Raw genomic sequence first — 23,481 nt, 5'->3', positions numbered from 1 at the left:
CGCACCAGGGCATCCTTGACCGTGTTGGCGCGGCGCAGCGACAGCGCCATGTTGTAGGCTTCCGGGCCCGACGTGTCGGTGTGGCCGGTCGCCGTCACGCGGGCGTTGCCCTTGGTCTTGTAGGCCTGGGCCGCCTGCTTGATCGTGTTCAGGGCCTGGGCCGAGAGGTTCGAGCGGTCCCAATCGAAGAACACCATGAACGACGGCGGCGCAACGGCCGGCGGCGGCGGCGGCGGCGCAGCAGCAACCTCACCGAACTTCAACTGCAGGCCGAGCATGACGCTGAAGTTGTTGTTGGTCCAAGGATTGCCGTTGATCGACGGATTCGACGTGCCGTAGTAGCGGCCGTCGAGGCTGACGCGGAAGTTGGTGTCCGCGTTCCAGGCGAGACCGACGATGCCCTGATAGGCGAACACCGTGCTGCCCAGCGACGACTGGCTGTCGACGAAGCCGACGCCGGCACCAGCACCGATGTACGGCGTGATCACCGAAGCGGGCATGAAGTCGTACAGCAGGTTGGCCATGATGCCGAGCTGGCCGATCTGGTTGTTGATCGCCGTGCCCGGGATGCCGACGTTGGTCGGGTTCCAGCGATAGATGCCTTCGAGTTCGACGCGCGGGCCGACGAAGTCGTAGCCGATCACGCCGCCAGCCATCCAGCCGGTACCCGGCGTCACGCCGACGACCGGCGCCGCGGCGACCGGGGTGTTGGCATTGAAGTTCAGCATCCAGTTCAGGCCGCCTTCGGCGCCGATATAAAAGCCCGGCATCGGGGTCTGTGCCTGGGCAATTGCCGGCAGCGCAACAAACACTGCGGCCATCAAAGCCTTCTTCATGAGATCTTCCCCTCGATATTGAAATCTTACGAGCGTTGGTGGGGCTGGGTAATCACCAACTCCGCGCTGAATATACACACCACAACTAGTACGGTGCAAGGCATGCGGCTTTTCCGTGGACGACTCGTGCCCCACCTGTGGCCGACAGGCAACAGTGCCCCATTCCATGCATATCAGGCCACGATTCCTCTGCCCTGTCTCACCTCTCCGGCCCACTAAATCTGGGGTGGGCATAACAGGGTCCCGCAACCGGCGAGTTACCCACATTCCGCGCGCTGCAGGTTTCGTAAAGAAACCGACTTGGCCGATTTGCGACCCCGCCCCAGGATTTTGAATCGCCGTCGACCCTGAACATGCGGTAAACCGCCGTTCACTCACTGAAGATGCCGCTATCGAATCCGGGGGAGGAAAGCGCCATGGGTCAATACAGCAAGGTCGAGATCGACGGTCGCCTGATGATCGTCACCATCAACCGGCCGGAGGTCTACAACGCCTGCCATCCCATGGCGAACCAGGAGCTGGTCGACGCCTTCGACGAGTTCCAGACCAACCCCGAACTATGGGTCGCCATCATCACCGGTGCCGGCGACAAGGCCTTCTGCGCCGGCAACGACCTCAAGTACCACGCCGAGATCCAGGCCAGGACCGGCAAGCGCCCGATCCATCCGGCCAAGGGCTTCGGTGGGCTGGCCAACCGCTTCGACCTCGACAAGCCCGTCATCGCCGCGGTGAACGGCCTCGCCATGGGCGGCGGCTTCGAGATCGCGCTCGCGGCCGACATCATCGTGGCCTCCGATCAGGCCAAGTTCGCCCTGCCCGAGCCGCGCGTCGGCCTCGCCGCCGGCGCCGGCGGCATGCAGCGTCTCAGCCGCATGATCCCGCTCAAGAAGGCCATGGGCATGATGCTGACCGGCCGCCATGTGCCCGCCAAGGAAGGCTATGAGCTCGGCTTCGTCACCGAGGTGGTGCCGCACGCCGAGCTGATGACAGCGGCCAGGCGCTGGGCGGCCGAGATCCTCGCCTGCTCGCCGATGTCGGTACGCGCCACCAAGCAGGTGGTGATGCGTTCGCTCGACGTGCCGGCGCTCGAGATGGCGATGCGCAACCAGAGCTACCCCGCCTTCGTCGCCATGGCGCAGAGCGAGGACACGGTCGAGGGACCCAAGGCCTTCGCCGAGAAGCGCAAGCCCAACTGGAAGGGCCGCTGAGAGTAATCGCCCGAGTCAGTGGGACACCCTCTCACGTCGGGCCGGGCATCCTATCCGGCCGCCAAAGCCTTGCCCGGGCTTGCGAATTCCGGCTGCTCCGGGTCGGGACATGGGACACGGAATGGCTCGTTTAAAGTCGTCCATCGCGCTCAAATGATTGCCCGATCGGGTGGGCTCCGTTGGTGCGGACGACAATAGGATTCATGGCCGGAAGATACGGCCAGATAGGATTCCTGTCAAGCCGTTCGGCTGCGTCGTTGCACCAATTTTCTGAGGCAGTTGGAAGAACAAGCCGGGCGTCTCGCTGGCAGCGGGCAGTGTGCGCGCTGGCATGCGCTTTGCTGCAGCATGTGTGGGATGCGCATGTGACGCCGGGGAGCTAAGCTCCCTGAACAGGGCAGGATAGGCCGATCTGATGACCGAAGCGCCGGTGAATGCCATCCAGGACGCAGCCGTACAAGGCAAGGTGCGCGCGGTCGAGCGGGCGCTGCGCCTGCTGGAGCGGCTCGCAGGGACGTCGGGCGGAATGCGGCTCGGCGAGCTCGCCAAGGCCGAGAGACTTTCAGCGGCAACCTGCCTGCGCCTGCTCACCACCATGCAGGAGCGTGGCTTCGTACGCTTCGACGGCGCGAGCGGCGGCTGGATGGTGGGCGGGGCGGCGCTGCATGTTGGCGCCAACGTCGGGGCCACGCGCAAGATCATGAGCATCGCCGATCCGGTGGCGCGACAGCTCAGCGCCGCGCGCGGGCTGCCGGTGAATATCGGCATCCTCGAAGGCAGGTCGGTGACTTTCCTCTATCGGGCAACACCCAACGGCGCGGCCACGACGGCGCCGCAGCAGCAGCCGCTGCCGGTCAACTGCTCGGCGATCGGCAAGGCGATCTTGTCGGGACTGCCGCTGCTCGAAGTCGGAACGCTGCTGGGTGGCGGTCGCCTGGCGCGCCTCACCGGCAAGTCACTGGGCGAGCGGACCTCGCTGCTGGCCGATATTCGAGAGGTGCGGCGCGCCCGCTACGCGCTCGACGACGAGGAGAATATGCAGGGCCTCCGCTGCGTTGCCGTGCCGATCTTCAATCATTATCACCGGCCGGTGGCAGCGATCTCCATGGCCTCCACTGCCGGCCGCCTGCGCAGCGACGACATCGTACCTTGCGGGCGCGAGCTGATCGCCGCCGCCGAACGCATCATGCTCGGCATCGGCGGCGCGCGCCCCTGATCCGGCTTTTCATGCAGTGAAAATCGCGTTGCCGCGGTCTTGCGTGCTTGCCTAGGTTTCGGCCAAAGGCAAACCATGTCGGAGGCCGTGCGCATGTTGTTCCCACGATCGATCGCCGTTGCATCCTCTCTGGCGCTCGGCCTGGCCCTGCTCACGGGGCCGGCCGCCGCGCAACAGCCGATCAAGCTCCAAGTCGCCGGCAATCTGCTGGCCACCGGCCTGATTCAGAAGAACAAGGAGCAACCGTTCTTCGAGCAGCTCGCCAAGAGCACCGGTCTGCCGATCGAGGTCGACTACAAGCCGATGGACACGACGGGCATCAAGGACATCGAGGGGCTGCGCGTGTTGCGCAACGGTCTGTTCGACATTGTCACGCTGCGCATCGCCCAGGTGTCGCGCGACGAGCCGTTCCTGCTCGGCCTCGACCTCGTCGGCCTCAATCCCGACTACGCCACGGCACGCAAGGTGACCGACGCCTATCGCGCTGCCGTCGACCAGCGGCTGAAGGAACGTTACAACGCCAAGCTGCTCGGTCTGTGGCCATTCGGCCCGCAGGTCATCTTCTGCAAGCCGCAGATCGGCGGGCTGAAGGATCTCAAGGGCAAGAAGGTGCGCGTCTATGACCAGTCGCTCGCCAAGTTCATCGAGAGGATCGGCGGCATACCCGTCACTATCTCCTTCGGCGAGACGCAGCAGGCGCTGAGCCTGGGAGTCGTCGATTGCGCCATCACCGGCCCCAGCTCGGCCAATTCGGCAGGCTGGCCGGAGGTCTCAGAGTACTTCATGCCGATCGGCTTCCAGATCGCCTTCAACGCCTACGCCATCAACCTCAAGAGCTGGGCCAAGTTCGACGCCCAGCAGCAGGCCAAGCTCATGGCCGCTTTCAAGAAGCTCGAGGACGACATCTGGGCCTATTCGCAGGAGCTGTTCGATGACGCCGTGCGCTGCAACGTCGGCAAGGATCCCTGCACCACGGTGAAGAAGTACTCTATGAAGCAGGTGCCGGTGTCGGCCGCCGACCTCGCCCTGGTCAAGGAGGCGATCGCCAGTGTGTCGCTGCCGGCTTTCGCCGAAGTCTGCGACAAGTCCTTCGCCGGCTGCTCTGCGGAATGGAAGCGCCTCCTGGGGCCGGTCACCGGGATCAAGTAGTTGGCCGACCGCCTGGCCAACGCCATCGCCCGCCTGTTCGGCGTGGTGATGGTGGCGCTGGCAATCCTGGTGACGATCGAGACGGTGGCGCGCAAGTTCTTCAGCCTGTCGCTGCAAGGCGTCGACGAGCTGGGTGGCTACGCGCTGGCGGTCACCTCGTCACTCGCCTTCACCCTCGCCCTGATCGATCGTGCCCATATTCGCATCGACCTCTTGCACAACTTGCTGCCGGGTTTTCTGCAGCGCCTGTTGAACTGGCTGTCGATCACGGTGCTGGCGGCTTTCGCGCTGCTGCTCGCCTGGACCGGCTGGCTGGCGCTCGAGGAAACGATCGAGTTCCGCAGCACCGCACCCACGCCGTGGGCGACGCCCCTGGTTTGGCCGCAGTCCGTCTGGTTCCTCGGCTTGCTGCTGTTCGCGGTCGCGTCGCTCGTCGCGCTGCTCGATGCAACGCGTCTCTTCTTCTCCGGCCGCAACCGCGAGCTCGCGCGCCGCTACGGCCCCAAGGCCGTCGAGGAGGAGATGGACGAGGAACTGGCTGACCTGCGCAAACGATAGGTTCAACGAAAATGTCCGTGTTCGGTCTGTCGACGGCCTTCGTTCTCGGCCTGGCCATCCTCCTGATCGGTCTGCCGGTCGCCGCCGTGCTCGCCTGGCTCGGCGTCGCTGGCGGTGTCACCACACTCGGCCCGCACATGGTGCTGTCCCTGGGCAGCGTCATCTGGGGCGTGCAGAACGAGAACCTGCTGACCGCCATCCCGCTCTTCATCCTGTTGGGCGAGATTCTGCTGCGCAGCGGGCTTGCCGACCGCATGTACGGGTCGCTCGCCGCGTGGCTCGGCCAGCTGCCGGGCGGCCTCTTGCACGCCAATATCGGCGGCTGCGCGCTGTTCGCCGCAACCTGCGGCTCCTCGGTCGCGACCGCCGCCACCATCGGCACCGTGGCGCTGCCCGCACTCGAGCAGCGCCGCTATGATCGCGCTCGCTCGCTCGGTTCGCTGGCCGCAGGCGGCACGCTCGGCATCCTGATTCCGCCCAGTGTGGCGATGCTGATCTATGGCTCGCTCACCAACAACTCGGTCGGCAAGCTGTTCATCGCCGGCATCATCCCGGGCGTGCTGCTGACGGGCTGCTTTATGGCCTACATCGCCCTCTCCGACCTGTTCGGCGGAAAGCGCATCGTCGAGGAGCGCGTCAGTCTCGGGGAGAAGATCAGGCGCTCGAAGGACCTGATCGCGCCTTTCCTGATCTTCGGCGTGGTCATGGGCAGCCTCTATCTCGGGCTGGCAACGCCCACCGAGTCCGCCTCGCTCGGCGTCGTCATGGCGCTGGCGCTGGCGCGTGTGTCCGGCCGGCTCGATGGCGCCATGCTGACGCATTGCTTTCGCCAGACGGCGACGCTCACCGGCACCATCATCCTGATCATCTGCGGTGCCTTCATCCTCAACGTGACGCTGAGCCTGGTCGGCATCCCGCAAAAGCTGACCCAGCTCATCGCCGCGCTGTCGATCAACCCGTTCGAGCTGTTCCTGATCCTGACGGTCTTCTACCTGGTTCTCGGTTGCTTCCTCGAAGTGCTGTCCATGCAGGTGACGACCATCCCCATCGTCTATCCCATCGCCACCGCAGTCGGCATCGACCCGATCTGGCTCGGCATCTACATCGTGCTGATGAGCGAGCTCGCCATGATCACCCCGCCGGTCGGCATGAACCTCTATGTCGTGCAGAGCATCCGCCAGGACGGCGGCTCGATCGCCGACGTCATCCGTGGCGTCGTGCCTTACGTCTTCATCATGCTGGGCTTCACTTTCCTGCTTTGGTTCCTGCCCGAGCTGGCACTGTGGTTGCCGGGTCGAATGGCCGGAGCATGAGCGGCAGTGCCCTGCCGCCCACGGCCATTGCTCTCGCCGGCGCCTTCGCCTCCGGCGAAGCGAGTCCCGTCGAGGCGTTGAGGGAGTGTCTGGAGCGCGTGGACGCTGTCAATCCCGCGCTGAACGCCATCGTCACGCCGGATCGTGAGGGAGCACAGAAAGCGGCGATGGAAAGCGCCAGGCGATGGCGTGATGGCAGGCCGCTCAGCCCGCTCGACGGGGTGCCCATCACCATCAAGGACAATCTGCTGGTCCGCGGACTGCGCGCCACCTGGGGCAGTGCGCTCTACGAGCACTTCGTGCCGGATCGCGACGAGCTGCCGGTCGCCCGCCTTCGGGCGGCGGGACTCGTGTTCCTCGGCAAGACCAACGTCCCGGAATTCACGCTCCAGGGCTACACCGACAACAAGCTGTTCGGCTGCACGCGCAATCCCTGGCAACCCGCGCTGACACCGGGCGGCTCGAGCGGCGGCGCTGTCGCTTCGGTTGCCTCCGGCATGGCGCCATTGGCCTTGGCGACCGATGGCGGCGGGTCGATCCGCCGCCCGGCTTCCCACACCGGTTTGATCGGCCACAAGCCCACCACGGGCCGCATCACGCGCGCCGACGGCTTTCCGGTCATCCTGCACGACTTCGAGGTCGTCGGCCCGATCGCCCGGACGATCACCGATGCTTCGGCGATGATGGCCATCCTCGCGGACGGCGATCGACCTTGGCGGCCAGTGACAGAGCAGCCGTCGCGGCGCGCGCGCATTGCCTATGTGCCGCGGTTCGGAGACGCGCCGGTCGATCCGCAAATCGAATCGAGCGTATCCTCTGCCGCGCAGATGATGGAGGAGCTTGGTCACGGGGTCGATACGATCGCCTGTCCTTTCGATCTCGAGCGAACAGCCGAGGCCTTCCGAACGATCAGCGCCGCGGGCCTCGCCTGGCTGCTGCGCGGTCTCGGCAAAGGCGCCGTCGAACACTGCGGCGCGGACGTCCAGGCGATTGCGCACCATGGCGAGAGTCTGCGGGCTGCCGACTATGCCGGCGCGCTGGCCGACGCCGCCCGGCTCAAGCGCCAGCTCGGCGATCTGTTCGAGCGCTACGACGCGATCCTGACGCCGGCCGCGGCGGCGCTGCCCTGGCCTGCCCGGAAATCGCACCCCGAGGAAATCGCCGGCATCGCCGTCGGGCCGCGGGGGCATGCGGTGTTCACTGCCTTTGCCAACGTAAGCGGTTGTCCGGCCCTTTCGCTTCCTGTGTCTCCGTCCGACGATGGACTGCCTATCGGCTTGCAACTCGTCGGCGCCTGGGGATCGGATGAGTTCCTGTTCGAGATCGGCGGCGAGTTCCTGCGCAAGCGCGGGTGAAGCGCCCGCAATACCGGGCTTTCTTCCGCTACACGCCCTAAGCCAGTTTCCACTGCACCAGGGTGAAGGGCGGCTTGGCGTCGTCGTGCGGTTCGAACACCGCCTGAACCTCGGCGCCGATCCGCACATCCTGCTTGGGGTCGCCTAAAAGATTGCCGAGCATGCGGACGTTGCCGGCGTCGGGCAGCTCGACCAGCACGACGATGTAAGGGCCGTGTCCCTTCAGCGCCGGATGCACCGGATGCCAGGGACGCTCCCAGCTGTAGATGCGTCCCCTGCCCGACACCTTGTGCCAGCCGATGTCGAACGACAGGCACTTGTGGCAGATCCATTCCGGTCCCCACTGGAACGTGCCGCACTTCTTGCAGCGCTGGACCAGCAGCTCGCCGCGCCGCGTCGCCTCCCAGTACGGCGTGTCGAGGGCGTCGTTCTCCGGCACCGGGATGGGCAGGCCGCTCGGGAGGTAACTCATAACGTCGCCTCCGTGCCCAGGATCATGCTCGAGACCGGCGTCACCATCGGGCCGGAGATCACCATAGATATCTCGGCGCCGGGCACCTGCGCGGTCGACTGGCCGCGCAGCTGGCGGACCGCTTCGACCTGCAGTTCGAGGCCGTGCATGTAACATTCCGCGAGGTTACCGCCCGAGGTGTTGAGCGGCAGCTTGCCCGAGGGTGCGAGCAGATTCTCCTTGGTGAGGAAGTCGTTCGCCTCTTCGGCGGTGAAGAAGCCATGCTCGACCAGGCTCATCAGCACGCCGCCGGTGAAGTTCTCGTAGGATTGCACCACGTCGACGTCCCCGGGCTTCACGCCCGCCATGTCGTAGAGCTGCGGCGCCACCGTAGTGAAGCTCGAAGTGGCGTAGAGCGGCGCATTGTGGCTGCGCGCGCCGTTGCGATACTCCGAACCCTGCGTCGATCCCAGCAGGTAGGCCGGCGTCTGCTTGAAATCCTTCGCTTGCTCCGCCGGCACGATGATCAGCGCCGCGGCGCCGTCATTCTCCTGGCAGCAATCGAACAGCCGCCACGGCTCGACGATCCAGCGCGAGTTGTCATACGCCTCGGCCGTCAACGGCCGGCCATGCATCACGGCGCGCGGATTGGACTGGGCGTGATGATACGAGGCGAGCGCGATGGCGCGCTGGGCGGAGTCGGCGATCCTGTTCTCGTGCAGGAAGCGCATGGCGCGCATGGCATAGCGCTGCGCCGGCGACATCACACCGTAGGGGGCGTTGAGCGCCGCCTCGCCCGAGGCGGTGCCGCCGGGAGGAGCCGCGCCAAAGCGCTGGAACTGGCCCTGGGCCAGGGCGCGGAACACGACGACGCAGTTCGCCATGCCGCAGGCCACCGCCGCCGCGGCGTTGCCCACCGCGGCCGAACCACCGCCTCCACCGCCGCCCCAGTTCATGTTGGAGAAGCGCAGCGCCGGCAGGCCGAGGGCCGCGGCGAGGCGCGACGGATCGTTGCGGTCGTTGGAGTAGGAGGCGAAGCCGTCGATCCGGCGCGGATCGATGCCGGAATCCTCGCAGGCGGCCATGATCGCCTGCAAGGCCAACATGAACTCCGAATGCGGCGACTGGCCATGCTTGTAATAGGTGGTCTCGCCCACCCCGGCGACGGCCACCTTGCCGCGCAAGGTGCGGGTCATTGCTTGTACTTCGCCGGCACGTCGATGCCGAGGAAGCGGGCGCAGTTGAGGCCGAGCACCTTGGCGCGCGCGCCGTCGGAAAGCTGGCCCATCGTGCGCTCGATCGCCTCGGCCGAATGCGGCCAGGTCCCTTCATGATGCGGATAGTCGTTCGCCCACATGAAATTGCCGTCGAGGCCATGGCTTTCGGCGAGGTCGAGACCGGCCTTGTCTTCCTGGAACGAGGAGAAGCCGTGGGCGCGGTAATAGTCGCTCGGCAGGCCCTGCAGCTTGGGCCGCACCCAGAAGTGATGCTTCTTGTAGGCCTCGTCCATGGCGTCCAGCAGCCACGGCACCCAGCCGATGCCGGCCTCGATGGTGGCGAAGCGGATCTTGGGGAAGCGCTCGAGCACGCCCGAGGCGCAGAGATTGGCGACCGGTTCGATGGTGGGCGACAGCGAGTGCGAGACGTAGTTCACGACGGCGCCGCCGTTGCCGCGCGCGGCGCGCGGATCGCGGCCGGTCGAGACGTGGAAGGTGATCGGGAGATTGGCGTCCTGGATCGCGGCCCACAGCGGATCGAAGTGCGGCAGATTGTAGTTCACGTGATTGGAATCGTGGCCGCCCCACACCGGCTTGCACGGCAAGGTCAGGCACTTGAAGCCGAGCTTCGCCAGGCGCTGGACCTCGGCGATCGAGCCGTCGAGGTCGCCGGTGGCGATGGAGCCGGCCGGGATCATGCGGTCCTGGTGCGCGCCGAACTGCTCCCACGCCCAGTCGTTCCACACCCGGCACTGCGCCATGGCGAACAGCGGATCGGGCGTGGCCCACATGGCGAGGCCCTTGTTGGGGAAGATCAGCTCGACGTCGATGCCGTCCTGGTCGTGATCGGCAAGCCGGCCGAGCGGATCGGCGCCGGCCTTGTTGCGCGCCATGTCCTCGCCTTCGAGGGTCGACAGCCGCAGCCGGTCGGGGCGATAGCCTTCGCAGTAGCGCCACTGCACGCCGTCCTTGTCGGTGACCACGCGCGGCAGGCGCTCGTGATATTTCTTGTCCATGCGGTCGAACCAGAGCGTTGCCGGTTCGTTGGCATGGCCGTCGGCCGAGACCATGAAATACTTCTTCGCCGCGTGAGGACGCGCACTGCGCGACCAGCCGGCGGCGCCGGGCGTGTCGAGGCGCCAGAGATTGGGCGCGTTGATCTCGATCTGGTTCATGGCTTCCTCCTTTTGGTTGCGGGTTCCTCGACCGCTTCAAGCCGTTCGTCCAGTCCACGTTCGATGCTGGCCAGCACGCGCTGGCAAATCTCCAGGTCGGCGACCGGCACCTTGGCCAGCAGACGCTCCTGGATCTCGGTTCCCACCTTGGCGACGCGCACCGCGAGGTCGCGGCCGGCGCGGGTGAGATAGATGCCGCGCGCCCGGCGGTCGCTCTCGTCCTCGCGTCGCTCGATCAAGCCGCGGCGTTCGAGATTATCGAGCTGGCGAACCAGCGAGGGACCTTCGATGGCGAGCGCGGTGGCAAGTTCCTTCTGCCGCACACCGCCGCCCAGGCGGCCGACATAGGCAAGCGGCCGCCACGTCGCGTCGGTGAGGCCGAAGGCCTGCAACTCGGCATCGACGGCCTGGCGCAGCCGGCGGGCCAGTCGCGCGACGTTGAAACCGAAATCGATCTGCCTGGGATGGGTCATGGGCATAAAGATAGGACGCTAATCATCTAAATGGCAAGAGGCCTTCAAATCGGGCCTCTCAGTCGAACTCGAAGCGGTCGCTCTTGGACTTGATATTCGCCGCGCGCGGCGGTGCGGTCATATGTGCCGTCTGATTAACGGCCGGTCCGGCGAACCAAATTGAATAGTTTGGCGAGCCGTTGCCCGCCTAGAGCGTTCAGTGTCGCAAAGCGTCCAGAGGTGAGATCCCGTATCAAGTCGGTCAGTCCGGGTGTTACCAGCGCGGATCGTCCATCGGCGGCATCATCGCAAAACGTCCAGCCTTGCCGCATCCACGGCCAAAAGCCGCCGACCACGCCTTTTGCAAAAGATGTTGCCTCGTAGGTCCAGTCATACTTGCTTTCCTCACCAGTGCGTGGTTTGCGCTTAGGCACGGCAGGAACCTCGGCCCAGAGGAGCCCATCGTTGCGCCGGTCGCACTGAAGATGTGCCAGGAGAGCGATATCGTAGGGGATCGGTTGATTGTGCTGGATGTAGTAGAAGGCCATACGGCGGATATTATCGATGTCGCCTATGGATTCGTAGAGATAGGCGCTGATGACGCCGCGTACGGGATCGGCATGCTTGCCCTGCCGGAGCTCGACAGCGAGATCAGTTAAAGTATCGGCGAGCAATACACCACTCTCCATCGTGGCGATCGCATTCTCAGTAGATGTCGCGATTTCCGGTGAGGTGCCGATTTCGCGATAAATCAGTGCCGACACGCCACGCTGATCGCGCAGAACTGTCGAGATGAAGCGAGGTATCGCGGTCGTCGCTAAAAAAAGTCCATCGTCGAACTCAATCAGGAAAGGGACAGGCCTAGCAAGCTGATAACCGGCTAGCTGACCAAGGCGCCACCAATTTGCTTGGCCATGGCTTTCAGCGAACACGTCGGCAGGTGTCCAGACAGCACGAACCGACCGACCTGCAACAGCGAAACCTGCGCCGGTCTCGAAACTCGGCGGCCGAGGCTGATCGCGAAGAATGCTCTGAACTGACCGCTTATGCGCCTCAAGCGAAAATTCGGACCTCAGAATTTCCCGCATGAGTCTTGAATTCATCTTCGGTGAAACTGATGTAAGATAGCCGTGGCTAACGAGCTCCGGTCGCTCGACCTCCTCGTCGGTATTCATTCGAGATATTGGACCGTCAGCCGGCCACGCGGGGAAAGCCGGTGGCATAGGTGTTGCACCATCACCGAAATAGACGTCATCGCCTTCAGGAAAGGTAGGGCTAACGCTGGGTACCAACGTAAGACGGTAACGCTTGGCAAGCGGCGGTACTTCCGCCTTGAGGTATTCCGCCAGGCTACGGCTTGTGACCTTGTCCTTCAAAAGCTTCGAAAAGGCATTCGGCTTGGTCCCCCACAATCCTTCGAGCAACACCCCGGAGAACAGACATCTGTCGTCTTCTGGATTCGGGCCTGGGATCGCGAACGCTTCTGCACCATCCTGGGCTGCGATGAACTTGTCGATTGCGGGTTCCATTCTACCGACCGGACCGCGCCCTAGCACATGGTCCGGAATCAGGTCACTGACCTCAATCGATGCCGGCAGCGAGCGGCAGGCGTCAGCGAAAATGGCTATCTGATTGATGCCATGTAGGTAAAGCTTACGGCGAAGTCCCTCGACCGCAACCGCGCGGAATTCATCGTACCAATCTGACAACAGCCATAACCCTTCCTCGGCTTCCCGAATCAGGCCATGGCCGGCGAAATAGAGCAGCAGCCGATGAATTGGCTTAGCTGCGGGTTGAAGTAGTCCATCAAGTTCCGCGCGCAGCCGCGGAATTGTGACCGGTTCCGTTTCATCCGTGAGTAGTTTCGCCTCGTACCCGAAAGCCGTTGCCCATTTGGCAAATTCGGTCGCGCTGTTGAGCGCGCCTCGCAGATAACGAAGTCTTTTGGCGTCGCTTACGCCAATCGCAAGCGCGACCATGCGCTTTCCGTTTGCCATCTGCTTCCTCCAACCATCGGTGGTCTCACCGCAGGCACTACTTAACGACTCGCAATCGCATAAGTAGTAGACTAGCATTCGAGCGCTACCGCACCAAGATTTCGAGTGCGGCAAAAATTGGGGGGAACATGGCAAACACGTTCGATAAGGCGAGGGAATTCATCAGGACTGTCGACCTCTCCGGGACGCCGCGAGGCATAGTCTCGCAGGCCGCCGCAGAAGAAGCAGGCCAAGTTTTCGACAAGGCAAAAACACAGGCACAGGTCGTTGGTTCGGCTGTCTTCTCGTTTGCTCAGGGCGTCGATGAGAAGGTTCGAGAAGCGATCTCAGAGTCGGCACTCCTTGCGCAGCTTGTCGCCAACAAGCGCGCATCTGCGGAAGCTGACCCGATCGCCTGGTTTTCCGAGTATTCGAAGGTGCTTCAGAATGTCGGCTGGGTAGTGCAGGACGGCGGCTGGGCCGACTACGGCACCCAAGGCACTGCAGCCGAAGTGAACGAGAAGATTGTGGAGGTTCTCACAGTGGTGCTCGGTCCGGCGCCGGCCGCCCTCGCTATCGTCACCGCCACTATCACCGCCCTAAAGGGAATGAAATCCGACAGCTCTTGGATAACGATCTTCAACCGAGAATCCCAGCAAGCGAAGATTGCGCGTTTTCAGATAGGACTGGTCGAAAAGACAAGTGATAGCGATGTCTTCGTTTCGCTGCTCTCTTGTCTGGTCGAGGCAAAAAACGACATCACGCAAATCCTGTTCTTCAAATTCCGACAGTCAGCGGCTAGCTTCAAAGCGAACTCTACCAAAGTTTCGATCAACCGCGCCGCGTTGACTGATTTGGGACCTACGATACGCACAAGAGTTCGCGCCTATCAGGCAGACTACCTAAGCAGCATCCAGGACTTGTTAATGCCCAAGTAGCTGGCTGGGAGAGGCTAGGCCTGCTTTCGCTCGACCTTGCAGAACGGTGGGTGGTGTATTCGTCCAACGCCAGGACGCGGTAGCCCTGCGCGGACTCAACGCCCGCGCGCGTTGTCGTGGTCCCAGTCGAGCTCGAAGCGGTCGCCCTTGGCCTTGATGTAGGCGGCGTGCGGCGACCCGAAGTGCGCCGGCATCAGCAGCGCCCCCTGCTCGGCGCAGTCGGCCAGCAAGGCGCCACGGGTCTTGGCTGCGAGATCGCGGTCGTCGCAGAAGCGGCTGTTCCATCTCCACACCGGCACCTGCAGCGGACTATGCAGCGCGTCGCCGGGAAACATCGCGCGCTTGCCCTTCGATTCGAGATCGATACGGATCTGTCCCGGCGTATGGCCAGGCGCGGGCTTGAGCTTCAGGCAGCCGCACATGGCGTGTTCGCCGCCGGCAACGAACTCCGCCATCTTCGCCTCGACGATCGGCAGCACCGAGTCGTTGTAGGTGTTGACCTCGTACTCCGGCGAACCGGATGTCTTGGCCACCTTGGCCCAATGGTCGTGATCGACCCTGGACATCACGTACCTGGCGTTCGGGAAGGTCGGCACCCACTTGCCGTTCTCAAGCCTTGTGTTCCAGCCGACATGATCGACGTGCAGATGCGTGCACATGACGAAGTCGACCTCCTCCGGCGCGACGCCCGCCTCGCGCAGCCGGTCGAGATACTTCGTGTCCAGCATGTGGAAGCCCGGCATGCCGGGCCGATTCTTGTGATTGCCCGAGCAGGCATCGACCAGGATCGTGTGCTTGCCGGTGCGGATCAGCCAGGAATGGATCGACCGGATGAGCCGGCCGCTTTCGGGCTGGTAGTAGCCGGGCGCCATCCAGTGCTCGTGGCTCTTGAAGGTCTCGGGCTCGAACTCGGGAAAGAAATCCTTGGCCGGAAAGCCCGGCCCCGAAATTTCCTCGATGCGGGTGACGCGAACGTCGCCGATGTGACGGTCTTGCATTGTTTCCCCTTCGCTTTTGCCCAGTGTGCCTGCCGGCCGAGACCAACGCCAGCCGTGTGCCCTTGCTGCCTTGCCAACCGCAAGTGTGTACGACATAATCAATGTATACACATTGGGCAGAGCAACACATGCGCACCAACATCGAAATCGATGACAGGTTGATGGCCGAAGCCCAGAAGGCGTCCGGGCTTTCGACTAAGAAGCAGACCGTCGAACAGGCGCTTCGCCTGATGGTGAAGTTGCGGCGTCAGCAGGAGGTGGCCACGGCCTTCGGCAAGTACCCGTGGCGCGGCAACCTTGCGCGTAGCCGCGCTGGCCGAGGGACCGCTTGATCGTCGTCGACAGCAGCGTCTGGATCGACTTCCTGAACGGCCGCGAGGCGCCTCACGTAAACCGCCTGCGCGCGATCCTCGGCATCGAGGAGGTTATCATGGGCGACTTGATGCTTTGCGAGATCCTGCAAGGCCTGAAGGACGAGCGTGCGGCCCGAAGCGTCGAGGCGCTCCTGCGACGCTTCGATGTCGTTGCGATGGGCGGCGCAGAGATCGCCGTCTCCGCGGCGCGAAATTTCCGTACTCTGCGCCGAAAGGGCATCACTGTCCGCACGACCATCGACCTTTTGATCGGCACATGGTGCATCGAGAACCGCATGCCCCTCCTGCACAACGACAACGACTTCCGCCCCATGGCCCGCCACCTCGGGCTGGTTGAAGTGCCTGTGGCGGCCTGAGCGGCTTCCCCATCAGCAGTTCATTCGGGCAGGGCAACGACGATCTCGGCGCGGCGGTTCTGCGGTTGGGGGGAACCCGCCGGAGTTATCACCCACGGCCGCGAGTCGCCATACACCGAGATCCAGATGCGATCCGCAGGGATGCCCAACTCTATGAGGCGCTGCTTCGCGGCAGTGCCACGCTCCGACGACAAGGTCGCACTCAACGATTGCGCTTCGGCAGAATCGGTATGAGCCCCGATGAAGACACGGGCTTTGATACCGATCTTGTGAAAGGTCGACGCAACCTCCCTGAGGACATTGTCGCCAGCTTGCCTGATCTCAGCACTACCAGTTGAAAGGAATACGATGTGACTGGGCGGGAGAAGTGCGTTGGCCGGCGCGACGAAAGCAACCGACCAGAGCGCCCACAGCGCAACGCCGAGGAGAGCGCCAAAGCGCATCTTCGTCACCTCCCCTCGAAGTTCGCCTTCCGCTTTTCGAGGAAAGCGTTGAGTCCCTCGATGCGGGTGACGCGAACGTCGCCGATGTGACGGTCTTGCATGGTCATTTCGCCTTCTCGATGTCGCCGGGTTTCCAGTCCTTGTCGTAAAACGCCTTGGTCGGGCCGTAGAGCCGGAAGATGACAAAAAAACCCTTGTCCGGAACGGTGCGCAGCCAGTTCCTGCCCGCACCCGGAGACTCGGGCCCGAAATAGATGTCGGTCGAACCGTCGGCATTCTGCGCCGGCTTGTCCATGGTGTTGAGCGAGGGGAACGGCTGGCCGTTGTCGAGGCCCGATCCGTTCAGCGGATCGTAGACCGTGACCGACCAGAAGATCGCCGCCGGGACCTTGGCTGGCAGGGTGAGCTTGTAGCTCTTGGCCCCGTTCAGGAACTCGCCGCCGGCATCGAAGAAGGTCGAGAGATACTTGGCGCCGACATTCTCCATGCTGACGGCCATGCCAGGGCTGGTCGAATAGGCGTAGGTGAAGAAGCCGGTGCGCGCGTCGAGATAGTTGAACGAGGGCCCGGCGAAATTGGCGTTGCCCGGGAAGGCGTTGATCCAGTGCCGGTCGGGATACCACAGGCCGCTCTTCACCAGCGGCGACTGCGTGTAGGCGAGGACATGGCCGATGCGCGAAGCCGTGCGCGCCGCCTTGTCGAACAGGGCGCGCTGTTTCTCGTCCGGCTTGAATGGCTGGCCCTTCACGATGCCGAGCGCCGCGGCCACGCCGCGCATCTCGAGGTCGACCGGATCGACATATTCGTGGTCGATGAAGCGGGCCAGCATGTCGAAGGCCGTGCCGTCCTGGGGATAGAGCATGTTGGCCGGCACTGCCGAGGCGTCGGGAAACTGCATCTTCTTCGCCGTGTCCATCTTGCCCAGCGGATAGATGCGCGTCTGCTCCATGACGCGCACCGGCTCCTCGAGCTTCCTCGGATCGGTGAAGAACCCGCGCCAGAACACGAACACGCCGTAGGTGCGCGAGCGATAGGTGAAGTAGCCGGGCGGGATCTGTCCCTTGTAGTCGGGCGGCAAAACCAGGTACTTGCCGCCCTTGCCGCCGTCGGGGCCGGGCAGGCCGACGTCGCCGCTCCAGCTCCGGCCGTTGATCGGCCCGACCGATTCGATCGGCCGCTGCCAGAAATCGTCGAGGATGCCCTGCAGCCCGGGCGGCACCTCGATCACCATTGGGCCGTCTTCCTTGAGGTCGAGGTAGCCCAGCGCGTAGATGACGTCCGAGTTGGGCGTAGCGATCAGGGTCTTCGCATTAAGCCGCTGCTTGAAGATCGGCAGGATGTTGTAGCCCTTGCCGAAGACCTTCTCCGAGCCCTCCTTCATGCCGTACATGTTGAGCGCGGGCTGCGCCCACAGATAGGTCTGGGTCGCACGCTGGAAGGCGAGTTCGTCGAGCAGGAGCCGCGTGTCCTCCTTCGACAGGTAGCCGGTGTCGTAAGGCAGAGTCGACAGGCTGTCGTAGCGCGAGGGCTGCGCCTGGGCGGGCGCCACGAGCGCGAGAGCCAACAGGGCGCAGATCGCCGTTCTGGTCGTCATGGGAATCCTCCCGGCCTATCTCCCCTTGAACGCCGGTTTGCGCTTCTCGAGGAAGGCGTTGAGGCCCTCGAAATGGTCCTCGGTCGCGGCGCACGCCGCAAGTCCCTCGGCCTCGCGATGCGAATGCTCGTCCCAGCTGTTGTCGAAGGAGTTGCGGATCAGGCTCTTGGCGACGCCGAGCGCAAAGGTCGGACCGTCAGCGAGCTTGCGGGCCATCTTCGCGGTCTCGGCCACGAGCTGATCCTTGGGCACCACCCAGTTCAGGATGTTGTTGGCCTTGGCTTCCTGGGCGGTGAAGCGCTCGCCCAGCAGAGCGATCTCCAACGCCTTCCGCTCACCCACGATGCGCGGCAGGAAGTAGGTGGCGCCGCCGTCGGCGCTCAAGCCGATGTGGCGGTAGGCCAGGGTGAAGAAGGAATCGTCGGAGGCGATGGCGAGGTCGCAGTTCAGGATCAGCGACAGGCCGAAGCCCGCGGCGGCGCCCTGCACCGAGGCCAGCACCGGCTTCTGCATGCGGCGGATCTGGTAAATCGCCTGATGGACCTTGACCACCCTCATCTCGAAGGCCGCGAGGTGCGCCTCGCGCCCGGTGGTCAGCGACTCGTGGAAGCCCTTGATGTCGCCGCCCGCCATGAAATGCGTGCCCGAGCCGCGGATCACCACGCAGCGCACCGCAGGGTCCTTCTCGAACTTCGCGGTGTGCTCGATCAGCAACTCGCGCATCTCCATGGAAAGCGCATTGAGCTGGTCCGGGCGGTTGAGCGTCAGCCAGCCGATGCCGTCCTTGACCTCGGCGAGAACGTGCGGTGCGGACATGCGGACAGCTCCTCTAGCTCCTGTTGGCGGAAGTCTGCACGGCCATCATCGAGTGTCGAGCGGATTTGGGTGGGGTCGTGGTTTTCGGCTTCTGGAAACACGAGCACGGCGGTACGCTCGGCGGGTGAATCCAGCGGCTATGGGAGGAAGTCGTCAATGGTCGAACAAAAAATTAACTTCGACGATGGTGCCGCTTACGAGCAGATGATGGGGATTTGGAGCCGGTTCGCCGGCGAGATCTTCCTCGATTGGTTCGCACCGCCTCGGGGGTTGCACTGGATCGACGTCGGCTGCGGTAGCGGCGCTTTCACCGAGCTGTTGGTCGAGCGATGCGCCCCCCTGGAACTTCAGGGCATTGATCCGTCCGAAGGGCAGCTCGCTTTCGCACGCACACGCCCCGCGGCACGTGTGGCGGAGTTTCGCCAGGGCGACGCGATGGCCCTTCCCTTTCCAGCCGACAGGTTCGACGCCGCCGTCATGGCCTTGGTTCTTATCTTCGTTCCCGATCCTGCCAAGGGCGTCGCGGAAATGGTTCGGGTGGTGAAGCCAGGCGGCATTGTGGCGACCTACATGTGGGACATGTTGGGAGGCGGCTTTCCCCTGGATCCAGTCCTCATCGAAATGCGCGCCATGGGTCTTGCGCCCCCACGCCCACCGCAGGTGGCCGCGTCTCGGATGGAAGCGCTGCAGGAGTTGTGGAGAGGGGCCGGACTCGAGGGGCTGGAGACGCGAGAGATCGCCGTGCAGCGGACCTTCGCGGATTTCGACGACTTCTGGATGACCACGCTGAAGTCCTCCGCGCTTGGTTCCACAGTCGCCGCCATGGCAGCCGGAGATGTCGATACGCTCAAGAGCCGCGTGCGGGCGCGCCTACCTGCAAGCCCCGACGGACGGATCACCTACGGTGCACGCGCGCATGCGATAAGGGGACGTCTGCCGAAGTAAGCCGCATCTGTTCGCCGAGCCAATCGGCAACGTCATCCCACGGCTTGCGCGGCATCGACTTGCGGAAGAAGCCGAAGTGGCCGACTGCGTCGGCACTGAGATCTCTTGGCGACAGATGGAGGCGCTCGACGGCGGCGTTGGGATAGTAGGGCCGCAGCGCCTCGACCGCGCTCAAGGGCGCGATCGGATCGTCGCTGAAACTTATCCAGCGCAGCGGGAACGTCACCGCGTGGTTGTGCGGGCGGAGCGGCCGGCCGCGCGGGTCGCAGACATAGTGGCGCGAGCGGCCCCAGCGTGCCCAGCTCCGCGCAATGCCCGCCGGCAGATTGGCGGTGCCGATCCATGAGCCGGGAAAACGGCCCGTCGCGGCCGTAAGGCCGGGGATCAGCAGCCACCACAGCGCCAGCATGCGCAGCCGCCGCCGGCCGGGCGGCCAGTGCCGCCAGTGGCCGCTCTGGCTGCAGATCAGCACGGCCGCCGACAGCTCGCCGATGTTGTCGGCCAGCCCCAGCACCTGGCCGCCGAAGGAATGGCCGATCACGGCGCGCTGTGCGCCGGGCGCGAGCCGCGCGAGATGCTCGATCATGGAAGCCTGATCGACACCGCCCCAGTCTTCCATGGTGGCCGCGCGCGGCGCCTCCGACTGGCCGATGCCGCGATAGTCGTAGGTCAGCACGGCGAAGCCGCGCGAAGCGAGGTGGCCCGCGAAGGCGCCGTAGAACTGGCGCGCGATTCCGGTGCCGCTGTTGATCAGGATGGCGCCGCCATTCGGTGCGGCAGGTTCGAACAACGTCGCGGCGATCGTCACGCCATCGCGGGCAGTCAGAGCGAGGTCCATGCCGGCGATCTAACGGCCGGCAACGGCCGCGCGACAAACGGATTGAAGGGCGCTTGCCGTGAATGGCATTCAGCCCGGCGCCAGCTCCGCTTTCAGCCAGCGGCGAAGCGCGCGGATGGCCGGCAGGCCGCGCTCACGCGGGCGGCAGCAAAACCAGATCTGCCCGCGCGTTGGCACGCCGGGGCCGACCCGCACCAGCGTGCCCGCCGCGATCTCGCTCTCGACCAGCGGATCGAAGGCGAGCGCCACGCCCAGCCCGTGCGTGGCGGCGCGCAGCGAGGCGCCCATGCCGTCGACCTGCAGCGCCTTCTGCTGCGAGGGCCCGCGGGCGAACGGCGCGGGATCGAGTCCCACACCGTCGGCCCAGTCGGTCCAGGAGAGGCCGAAGGGCGAGACGCGGAGCAGCGGCGCGCGCAGCAGGTCGGCCGGCGCGCGCAGTTTAAGGCGGCGCGCAAGCGCCGGGGCGGCGACCGGCACGGCGAGAAGATCCATCACGCGTTCGGCCGCGACGTCGGGCCAGCCGCCATCGCCGTAGCGCAGCGCCACGTCGACCAGGCCCGTCTCCATGTCGGCCATGCGCGGACTCGCCTCGACCTGCAGCTCGATCTCGGGATGGGCGCCGAGGAATTGTCCCAGCCGCGGCAGCAACCAGTGCGAGGCGAAGATCGGCACGGCCGAGACGCGCAGCCGCCGGCTGCCCGAGGACTGGCGGGCAAGCGCACGGGCAAGATCGCCGAAGGCGCGGCCGGTGGTGGCGGCGAGCAGCCGGCCGGCCGGCGACAGCACGACGCCGCGTGGGCCGCGTTCGAAGAGTTTTTCGCCGAGCAGACGCTCGAGGCCGGCGATGCGGTGGCTCACCGCCGAGGAGGTGATGTGCAGCGCCTCGGCCGCCGCCTTGAACGAGCCCAAGCGCGCCGCGAGCTCGAAGGCTTGTAGCGCGAGCAGTGCCCGCGCCGTCAGGTCTTCGGCGGCGTCGTCGTTCTTCAGGAGGTCCGTCGTCAGAACGCCTCGGCCGGGAGTGCCATCACCGTCGCCGCGCCCGCCTTGATCTGATGGTTGAGCGACGTGGTCTGCGGCAGCACGCGCGCCATGTAGAAGCGCGCGGTGGTGAGCTTGGCCTCGTAGAAGGCGTTGTCGTTGCCGGCCGCGAGTCCCTTGTGGGCGGCCACGACAATGCGGTTCCACATGAAGGCCATGGCCGTGAGCGCCATCAGGCGCAACAGGTCGGACGCGGCAGCACCCGCCTCGTCGGGGTTCTTCATGGCGTTCTGCATCAGGTAGAGGGCGGCGTCCTGGACTCGGCCCAGCGCCTTCTCCAGCGGCTCGACGAACTCCTTCATCTTGTCGTCGGCCTTGTGCTTGGCGACGAAGCCCGCGATCTCACCCAAGAGGCGCTGTGCGGCCGCCCCGCCCTTCATCGGCAGCTTGCGGCCGACCAGGTCGAGCGCCTGGATGCCGTTGGTGCCCTCATAGAGCTGGGTGATACGGGCGTCGCGCACGAACTGTTCGACGCCGTTCTCGCGGATGTAGCCGTGGCCGCCGTAGGTCTGGACCGCGAGGTTGGCGCACTCGCTGCCCATGTCGGTGAAGTGCGCCTTGATGATCGGCGTCAGCATCTGCACGAGATCGTCGGCGGCAGCGCGCTTGTCGGTGTCGGGATGGGAATGCGCCTCGTCGATCAAGAGGCCGACCCAGAGCGAGAGAGCGCGCGCGGCCTCGGTGAAGGACTTCTGGATCATCAGCATGCGCCGCACGTCAGGATGGACGATGATCGAGTCGGCCGGGCCCTTGGCGTTCTTCGGGCCTGTGAGCGAGCGGCCCTGCAGGCGATCGCGCGCGTAGGCGACGGCGCTTTGGTAGGAGGTTTCGGCGATGCCGAGGCCCTGCATGCCGACTCCGAGGCGGGCGGCGTTCATCATCACGAACATGGCCGGCATGCCGCGGTTGAGTTCGCCCACCAGCCAGCCCTTGGCGCCGTCGAGGTTCATGACGCAGGTGGCGTTGGCCTTGATGCCCATCTTGTGCTCGATGGCGCCGCAGCGAATGCCGTTGCGCTCGCCCACGCTGCCGTCGGCCTTGGGAATGAACTTCGGGACAAGGAACAGCGAGATGCCCTTGGTACCGCCCGGTGCATCCGGCAAGCGCGCCAGCACGAGATGGAGAATATTCTCGGTGAGGTCATGCTCGCCGGCGGAGATGAAGATCTTGGTGCCGGTGATGGCATAGCTGCCGTCGGCCTGCAGCTCGGCCTTGGTGCGGATCAGGCCGAGATCGGTGCCGCACTGGGGCTCGGTCAGGCACATGGTGCCCGACCAGGTGCCGTCGGTAAGCTTGGGCAGGTACTTCTTCTTCAGTTCATCGGAGCCGTGGCGCGACAGCGCCTCGTAGGCGCCGTGGCTGAGGCCCGGGTACATGGCGAAGGCCTGGTTCGAGGCGGTGAACATCTCCTGCAGCGCGAAGCCCACGGTGGCGGGCAGGCCCTGGCCGCCGTACTCGGGATCGCAGGTGACGGCAGTCCAGCCGCCGTCGCGGAACATGTCGTAGGCGTGCTTGAAACCCTTGGGCGTGCGTACGACGCCGTTCTCGTAGGTGCAGCCTTCCTCATCGCCGGTGCGGTTGAGCGGGAACAGCACGTTCTCGCAGAGCTTGGCCGCTTCCTCGATGATGGCGTGGATGGTGTCGGGCGTGGCGTCCTCGTAGCCCGGCAGCCTGGCGAGCTGCGAGACGTCGAGCACCTCGTTCAGCACGAACTGGATGTCCTTCAGCGGCGCCTTGTAGACGGCCATCGTTTCCTCCGTGAGTTTCTTGTCAGTCGCTTGCCGGATCGGCACCGCGCCGCACGAGTTCGGCGGACACCTGCGCCTCGACATCCTTGAATTCGCCGATCTGGGCGTCGAGATCGGCCCGGCGGCGCTCGAGTTCCTCAATATGCAGCCGGCTGCGGCGCAGCAACTCGCGCATCTGCTGCAGGCCGGTGCGATCGACATGATAGAGGTCGAGCAGTTCCTTGATCTCGGCCAGGGTGAAGCCGAGCCGCTTGCCGCGGAGAATCCAGCCCAGCCGCGCGCGGTCGCCGACGCTGTAGAGCCGCTGCGTGCCCTGGCGGCGCGGCTTGATCAGCCCCTCGTCCTCGTAGAAGCGGATGGTGCGCGCCGTCACTGCGAACTCGCGCGCGAGTTCGGCGATGCTATAGATGCGCTGCGTGTCGCGAGATGCGGAGCTCTTGGCCGTGGAAGCGGCCGGCGGGGCGGCGACGGACATGATGGAAGACTT

The 23,481-nt window shown here is 64.9% G+C and carries 24 protein-coding genes; 10 read left to right on the top strand and 14 right to left on the bottom strand.

Annotated features, from left to right (window positions below):
- The coding region (locus EPO55_RS12955; protein ID WP_296337275.1) for an OmpA family protein at window positions 1-836 on the bottom strand (836 nt) is incomplete at its 3' end.
- A gap of 416 nt (window positions 837-1,252) precedes the next feature.
- Here EPO55_RS12955 and EPO55_RS12950 point away from each other — a divergent pair.
- The 6 genes from EPO55_RS12950 to EPO55_RS12925 all read left to right on the top strand — a co-directional run bounded on the left by EPO55_RS12950 (window position 1,253) and on the right by EPO55_RS12925 (window position 7,635).
- Window positions 1,253-2,044, top strand: coding sequence for an enoyl-CoA hydratase-related protein (locus tag EPO55_RS12950; protein ID WP_296337274.1), 792 nt, complete (start codon window positions 1,253-1,255; stop codon window positions 2,042-2,044).
- A gap of 415 nt (window positions 2,045-2,459) precedes the next feature.
- The gene (locus tag EPO55_RS12945) at window positions 2,460-3,260 is read left to right on the top strand and encodes an IclR family transcriptional regulator (RefSeq protein ID WP_296337272.1); all 801 of its coding nucleotides are present in this window, start codon (window positions 2,460-2,462) and stop codon (window positions 3,258-3,260) included.
- A 93-nt stretch (window positions 3,261-3,353) separates the two neighbouring features.
- A complete protein-coding gene (locus EPO55_RS12940; protein WP_296337271.1) occupies window positions 3,354-4,409 on the top strand; it encodes a TRAP transporter substrate-binding protein in 1,056 nt (351 codons plus the stop codon).
- Window positions 4,410-4,967, top strand: coding sequence for a TRAP transporter small permease (locus EPO55_RS12935; RefSeq protein ID WP_296337270.1), 558 nt, complete (start codon window positions 4,410-4,412; stop codon window positions 4,965-4,967). It begins immediately after the preceding gene.
- An 11-nt stretch (window positions 4,968-4,978) separates the two neighbouring features.
- Window positions 4,979-6,280, top strand: a complete 1,302-nt coding sequence (locus tag EPO55_RS12930; protein ID WP_296337269.1) for a TRAP transporter large permease — start codon at window positions 4,979-4,981, stop codon at window positions 6,278-6,280.
- A complete protein-coding gene (locus EPO55_RS12925; protein ID WP_296337268.1) occupies window positions 6,277-7,635 on the top strand; it encodes an amidase in 1,359 nt (452 codons plus the stop codon). Before EPO55_RS12930 ends, EPO55_RS12925 begins: the two co-directional genes overlap by 4 nt.
- 37 nt (window positions 7,636-7,672) lie before the next feature.
- On the opposite strand, the gene EPO55_RS12920 is transcribed toward EPO55_RS12925, so the two are convergent.
- From EPO55_RS12920 to EPO55_RS12900, 5 genes are all read right to left on the bottom strand, one after another.
- A complete protein-coding gene (locus EPO55_RS12920) occupies window positions 7,673-8,107 on the bottom strand; it encodes an OB-fold domain-containing protein (RefSeq protein ID WP_296337267.1) in 435 nt (144 codons plus the stop codon).
- Window positions 8,104-9,282 (bottom strand): acetyl-CoA acetyltransferase, encoded by a 1,179-nt coding sequence (locus EPO55_RS12915; RefSeq protein ID WP_296337266.1) that lies wholly within the window; start codon window positions 9,280-9,282, stop codon window positions 8,104-8,106. Before EPO55_RS12915 ends, EPO55_RS12920 begins: the two co-directional genes overlap by 4 nt.
- On the bottom strand, window positions 9,279-10,478 hold the full coding sequence (locus EPO55_RS12910) for an amidohydrolase family protein (protein ID WP_296337265.1): 1,200 nt from the start codon (window positions 10,476-10,478) through the stop codon (window positions 9,279-9,281). Before EPO55_RS12910 ends, EPO55_RS12915 begins: the two co-directional genes overlap by 4 nt.
- Window positions 10,475-10,951, bottom strand: a complete 477-nt coding sequence (locus EPO55_RS12905; protein ID WP_296337264.1) for a MarR family transcriptional regulator — start codon at window positions 10,949-10,951, stop codon at window positions 10,475-10,477. The genes EPO55_RS12910 and EPO55_RS12905 overlap by 4 nt, the downstream gene beginning before the upstream one ends.
- Before the next feature lie 134 nt (window positions 10,952-11,085).
- The gene (locus EPO55_RS12900) at window positions 11,086-12,927 is read right to left on the bottom strand and encodes a caspase family protein (protein ID WP_296337263.1); all 1,842 of its coding nucleotides are present in this window, start codon (window positions 12,925-12,927) and stop codon (window positions 11,086-11,088) included.
- Window positions 12,928-13,055: 128 nt separating this feature from the next.
- Between EPO55_RS12900 and EPO55_RS12895 the strand changes: the two genes are divergently transcribed.
- Window positions 13,056-13,844, top strand: coding sequence for a hypothetical protein (locus EPO55_RS12895; RefSeq protein WP_296337262.1), 789 nt, complete (start codon window positions 13,056-13,058; stop codon window positions 13,842-13,844).
- A gap of 95 nt (window positions 13,845-13,939) precedes the next feature.
- On the opposite strand, the gene EPO55_RS12890 is transcribed toward EPO55_RS12895, so the two are convergent.
- A complete protein-coding gene (locus tag EPO55_RS12890) occupies window positions 13,940-14,842 on the bottom strand; it encodes an MBL fold metallo-hydrolase (protein WP_296337261.1) in 903 nt (300 codons plus the stop codon).
- Between the two features lie 128 nt (window positions 14,843-14,970).
- On the opposite strand from EPO55_RS12890, the gene EPO55_RS12885 reads away from it, so the two are divergent.
- Window positions 14,971-15,174 carry a type II toxin-antitoxin system VapB family antitoxin gene (locus tag EPO55_RS12885; protein WP_296337260.1) on the top strand — a complete coding sequence of 68 codons (204 nt, stop codon included), beginning with the start codon at window positions 14,971-14,973 and terminating at the stop codon, window positions 15,172-15,174.
- A complete protein-coding gene (locus tag EPO55_RS12880; protein ID WP_296337259.1) occupies window positions 15,171-15,572 on the top strand; it encodes a PIN domain nuclease in 402 nt (133 codons plus the stop codon). The genes EPO55_RS12885 and EPO55_RS12880 overlap by 4 nt, the downstream gene beginning before the upstream one ends.
- A gap of 20 nt (window positions 15,573-15,592) precedes the next feature.
- Here EPO55_RS12880 and EPO55_RS12875 read toward each other — a convergent pair whose 3' ends face one another.
- The 3 genes from EPO55_RS12875 to EPO55_RS12865 form a co-directional block, all read right to left on the bottom strand.
- Window positions 15,593-16,015 carry an OmpA family protein gene (locus tag EPO55_RS12875; RefSeq protein WP_296337280.1) on the bottom strand — a complete coding sequence of 141 codons (423 nt, stop codon included), beginning with the start codon at window positions 16,013-16,015 and terminating at the stop codon, window positions 15,593-15,595.
- Window positions 16,016-16,118: 103 nt separating this feature from the next.
- The gene (locus EPO55_RS12870) at window positions 16,119-17,609 is read right to left on the bottom strand and encodes a DUF1254 domain-containing protein (protein WP_296337258.1); all 1,491 of its coding nucleotides are present in this window, start codon (window positions 17,607-17,609) and stop codon (window positions 16,119-16,121) included.
- A 15-nt stretch (window positions 17,610-17,624) separates the two neighbouring features.
- Window positions 17,625-18,425, bottom strand: coding sequence for an enoyl-CoA hydratase (locus EPO55_RS12865; protein WP_296337256.1), 801 nt, complete (start codon window positions 18,423-18,425; stop codon window positions 17,625-17,627).
- A 156-nt stretch (window positions 18,426-18,581) separates the two neighbouring features.
- Here EPO55_RS12865 and EPO55_RS12860 point away from each other — a divergent pair, with 156 nt between their 5' ends.
- Window positions 18,582-19,370, top strand: a complete 789-nt coding sequence (locus EPO55_RS12860) for a class I SAM-dependent methyltransferase (RefSeq protein ID WP_296337255.1) — start codon at window positions 18,582-18,584, stop codon at window positions 19,368-19,370.
- On the opposite strand, the gene EPO55_RS12855 is transcribed toward EPO55_RS12860, so the two are convergent.
- The 4 genes from EPO55_RS12855 to EPO55_RS12840 form a co-directional block, all read right to left on the bottom strand.
- The gene (locus EPO55_RS12855; RefSeq protein WP_296337254.1) at window positions 19,321-20,208 is read right to left on the bottom strand and encodes an alpha/beta fold hydrolase; all 888 of its coding nucleotides are present in this window, start codon (window positions 20,206-20,208) and stop codon (window positions 19,321-19,323) included. The genes EPO55_RS12860 and EPO55_RS12855 overlap by 50 nt on opposite strands.
- Window positions 20,209-20,277: 69 nt before the next feature.
- Window positions 20,278-21,153, bottom strand: coding sequence for a LysR substrate-binding domain-containing protein (locus EPO55_RS12850; RefSeq protein ID WP_296337277.1), 876 nt, complete (start codon window positions 21,151-21,153; stop codon window positions 20,278-20,280).
- A 53-nt stretch (window positions 21,154-21,206) separates the two neighbouring features.
- Complete coding sequence (locus EPO55_RS12845; protein WP_296337253.1) at window positions 21,207-22,994, bottom strand: acyl-CoA dehydrogenase C-terminal domain-containing protein; 1,788 nt, start codon at window positions 22,992-22,994, stop codon at window positions 21,207-21,209.
- Between the two features lie 22 nt (window positions 22,995-23,016).
- The coding region (locus EPO55_RS12840) for a MerR family DNA-binding transcriptional regulator (protein WP_363719024.1) at window positions 23,017-23,481 on the bottom strand (465 nt) is incomplete at its 5' end.

It is taken from the genome of Reyranella sp. (assembly GCF_004296935.1).
GTDB lineage: Bacteria > Pseudomonadota > Alphaproteobacteria > Reyranellales > Reyranellaceae > Reyranella.
This window is presented reverse-complemented; position numbering and strand designations above follow the sequence as displayed.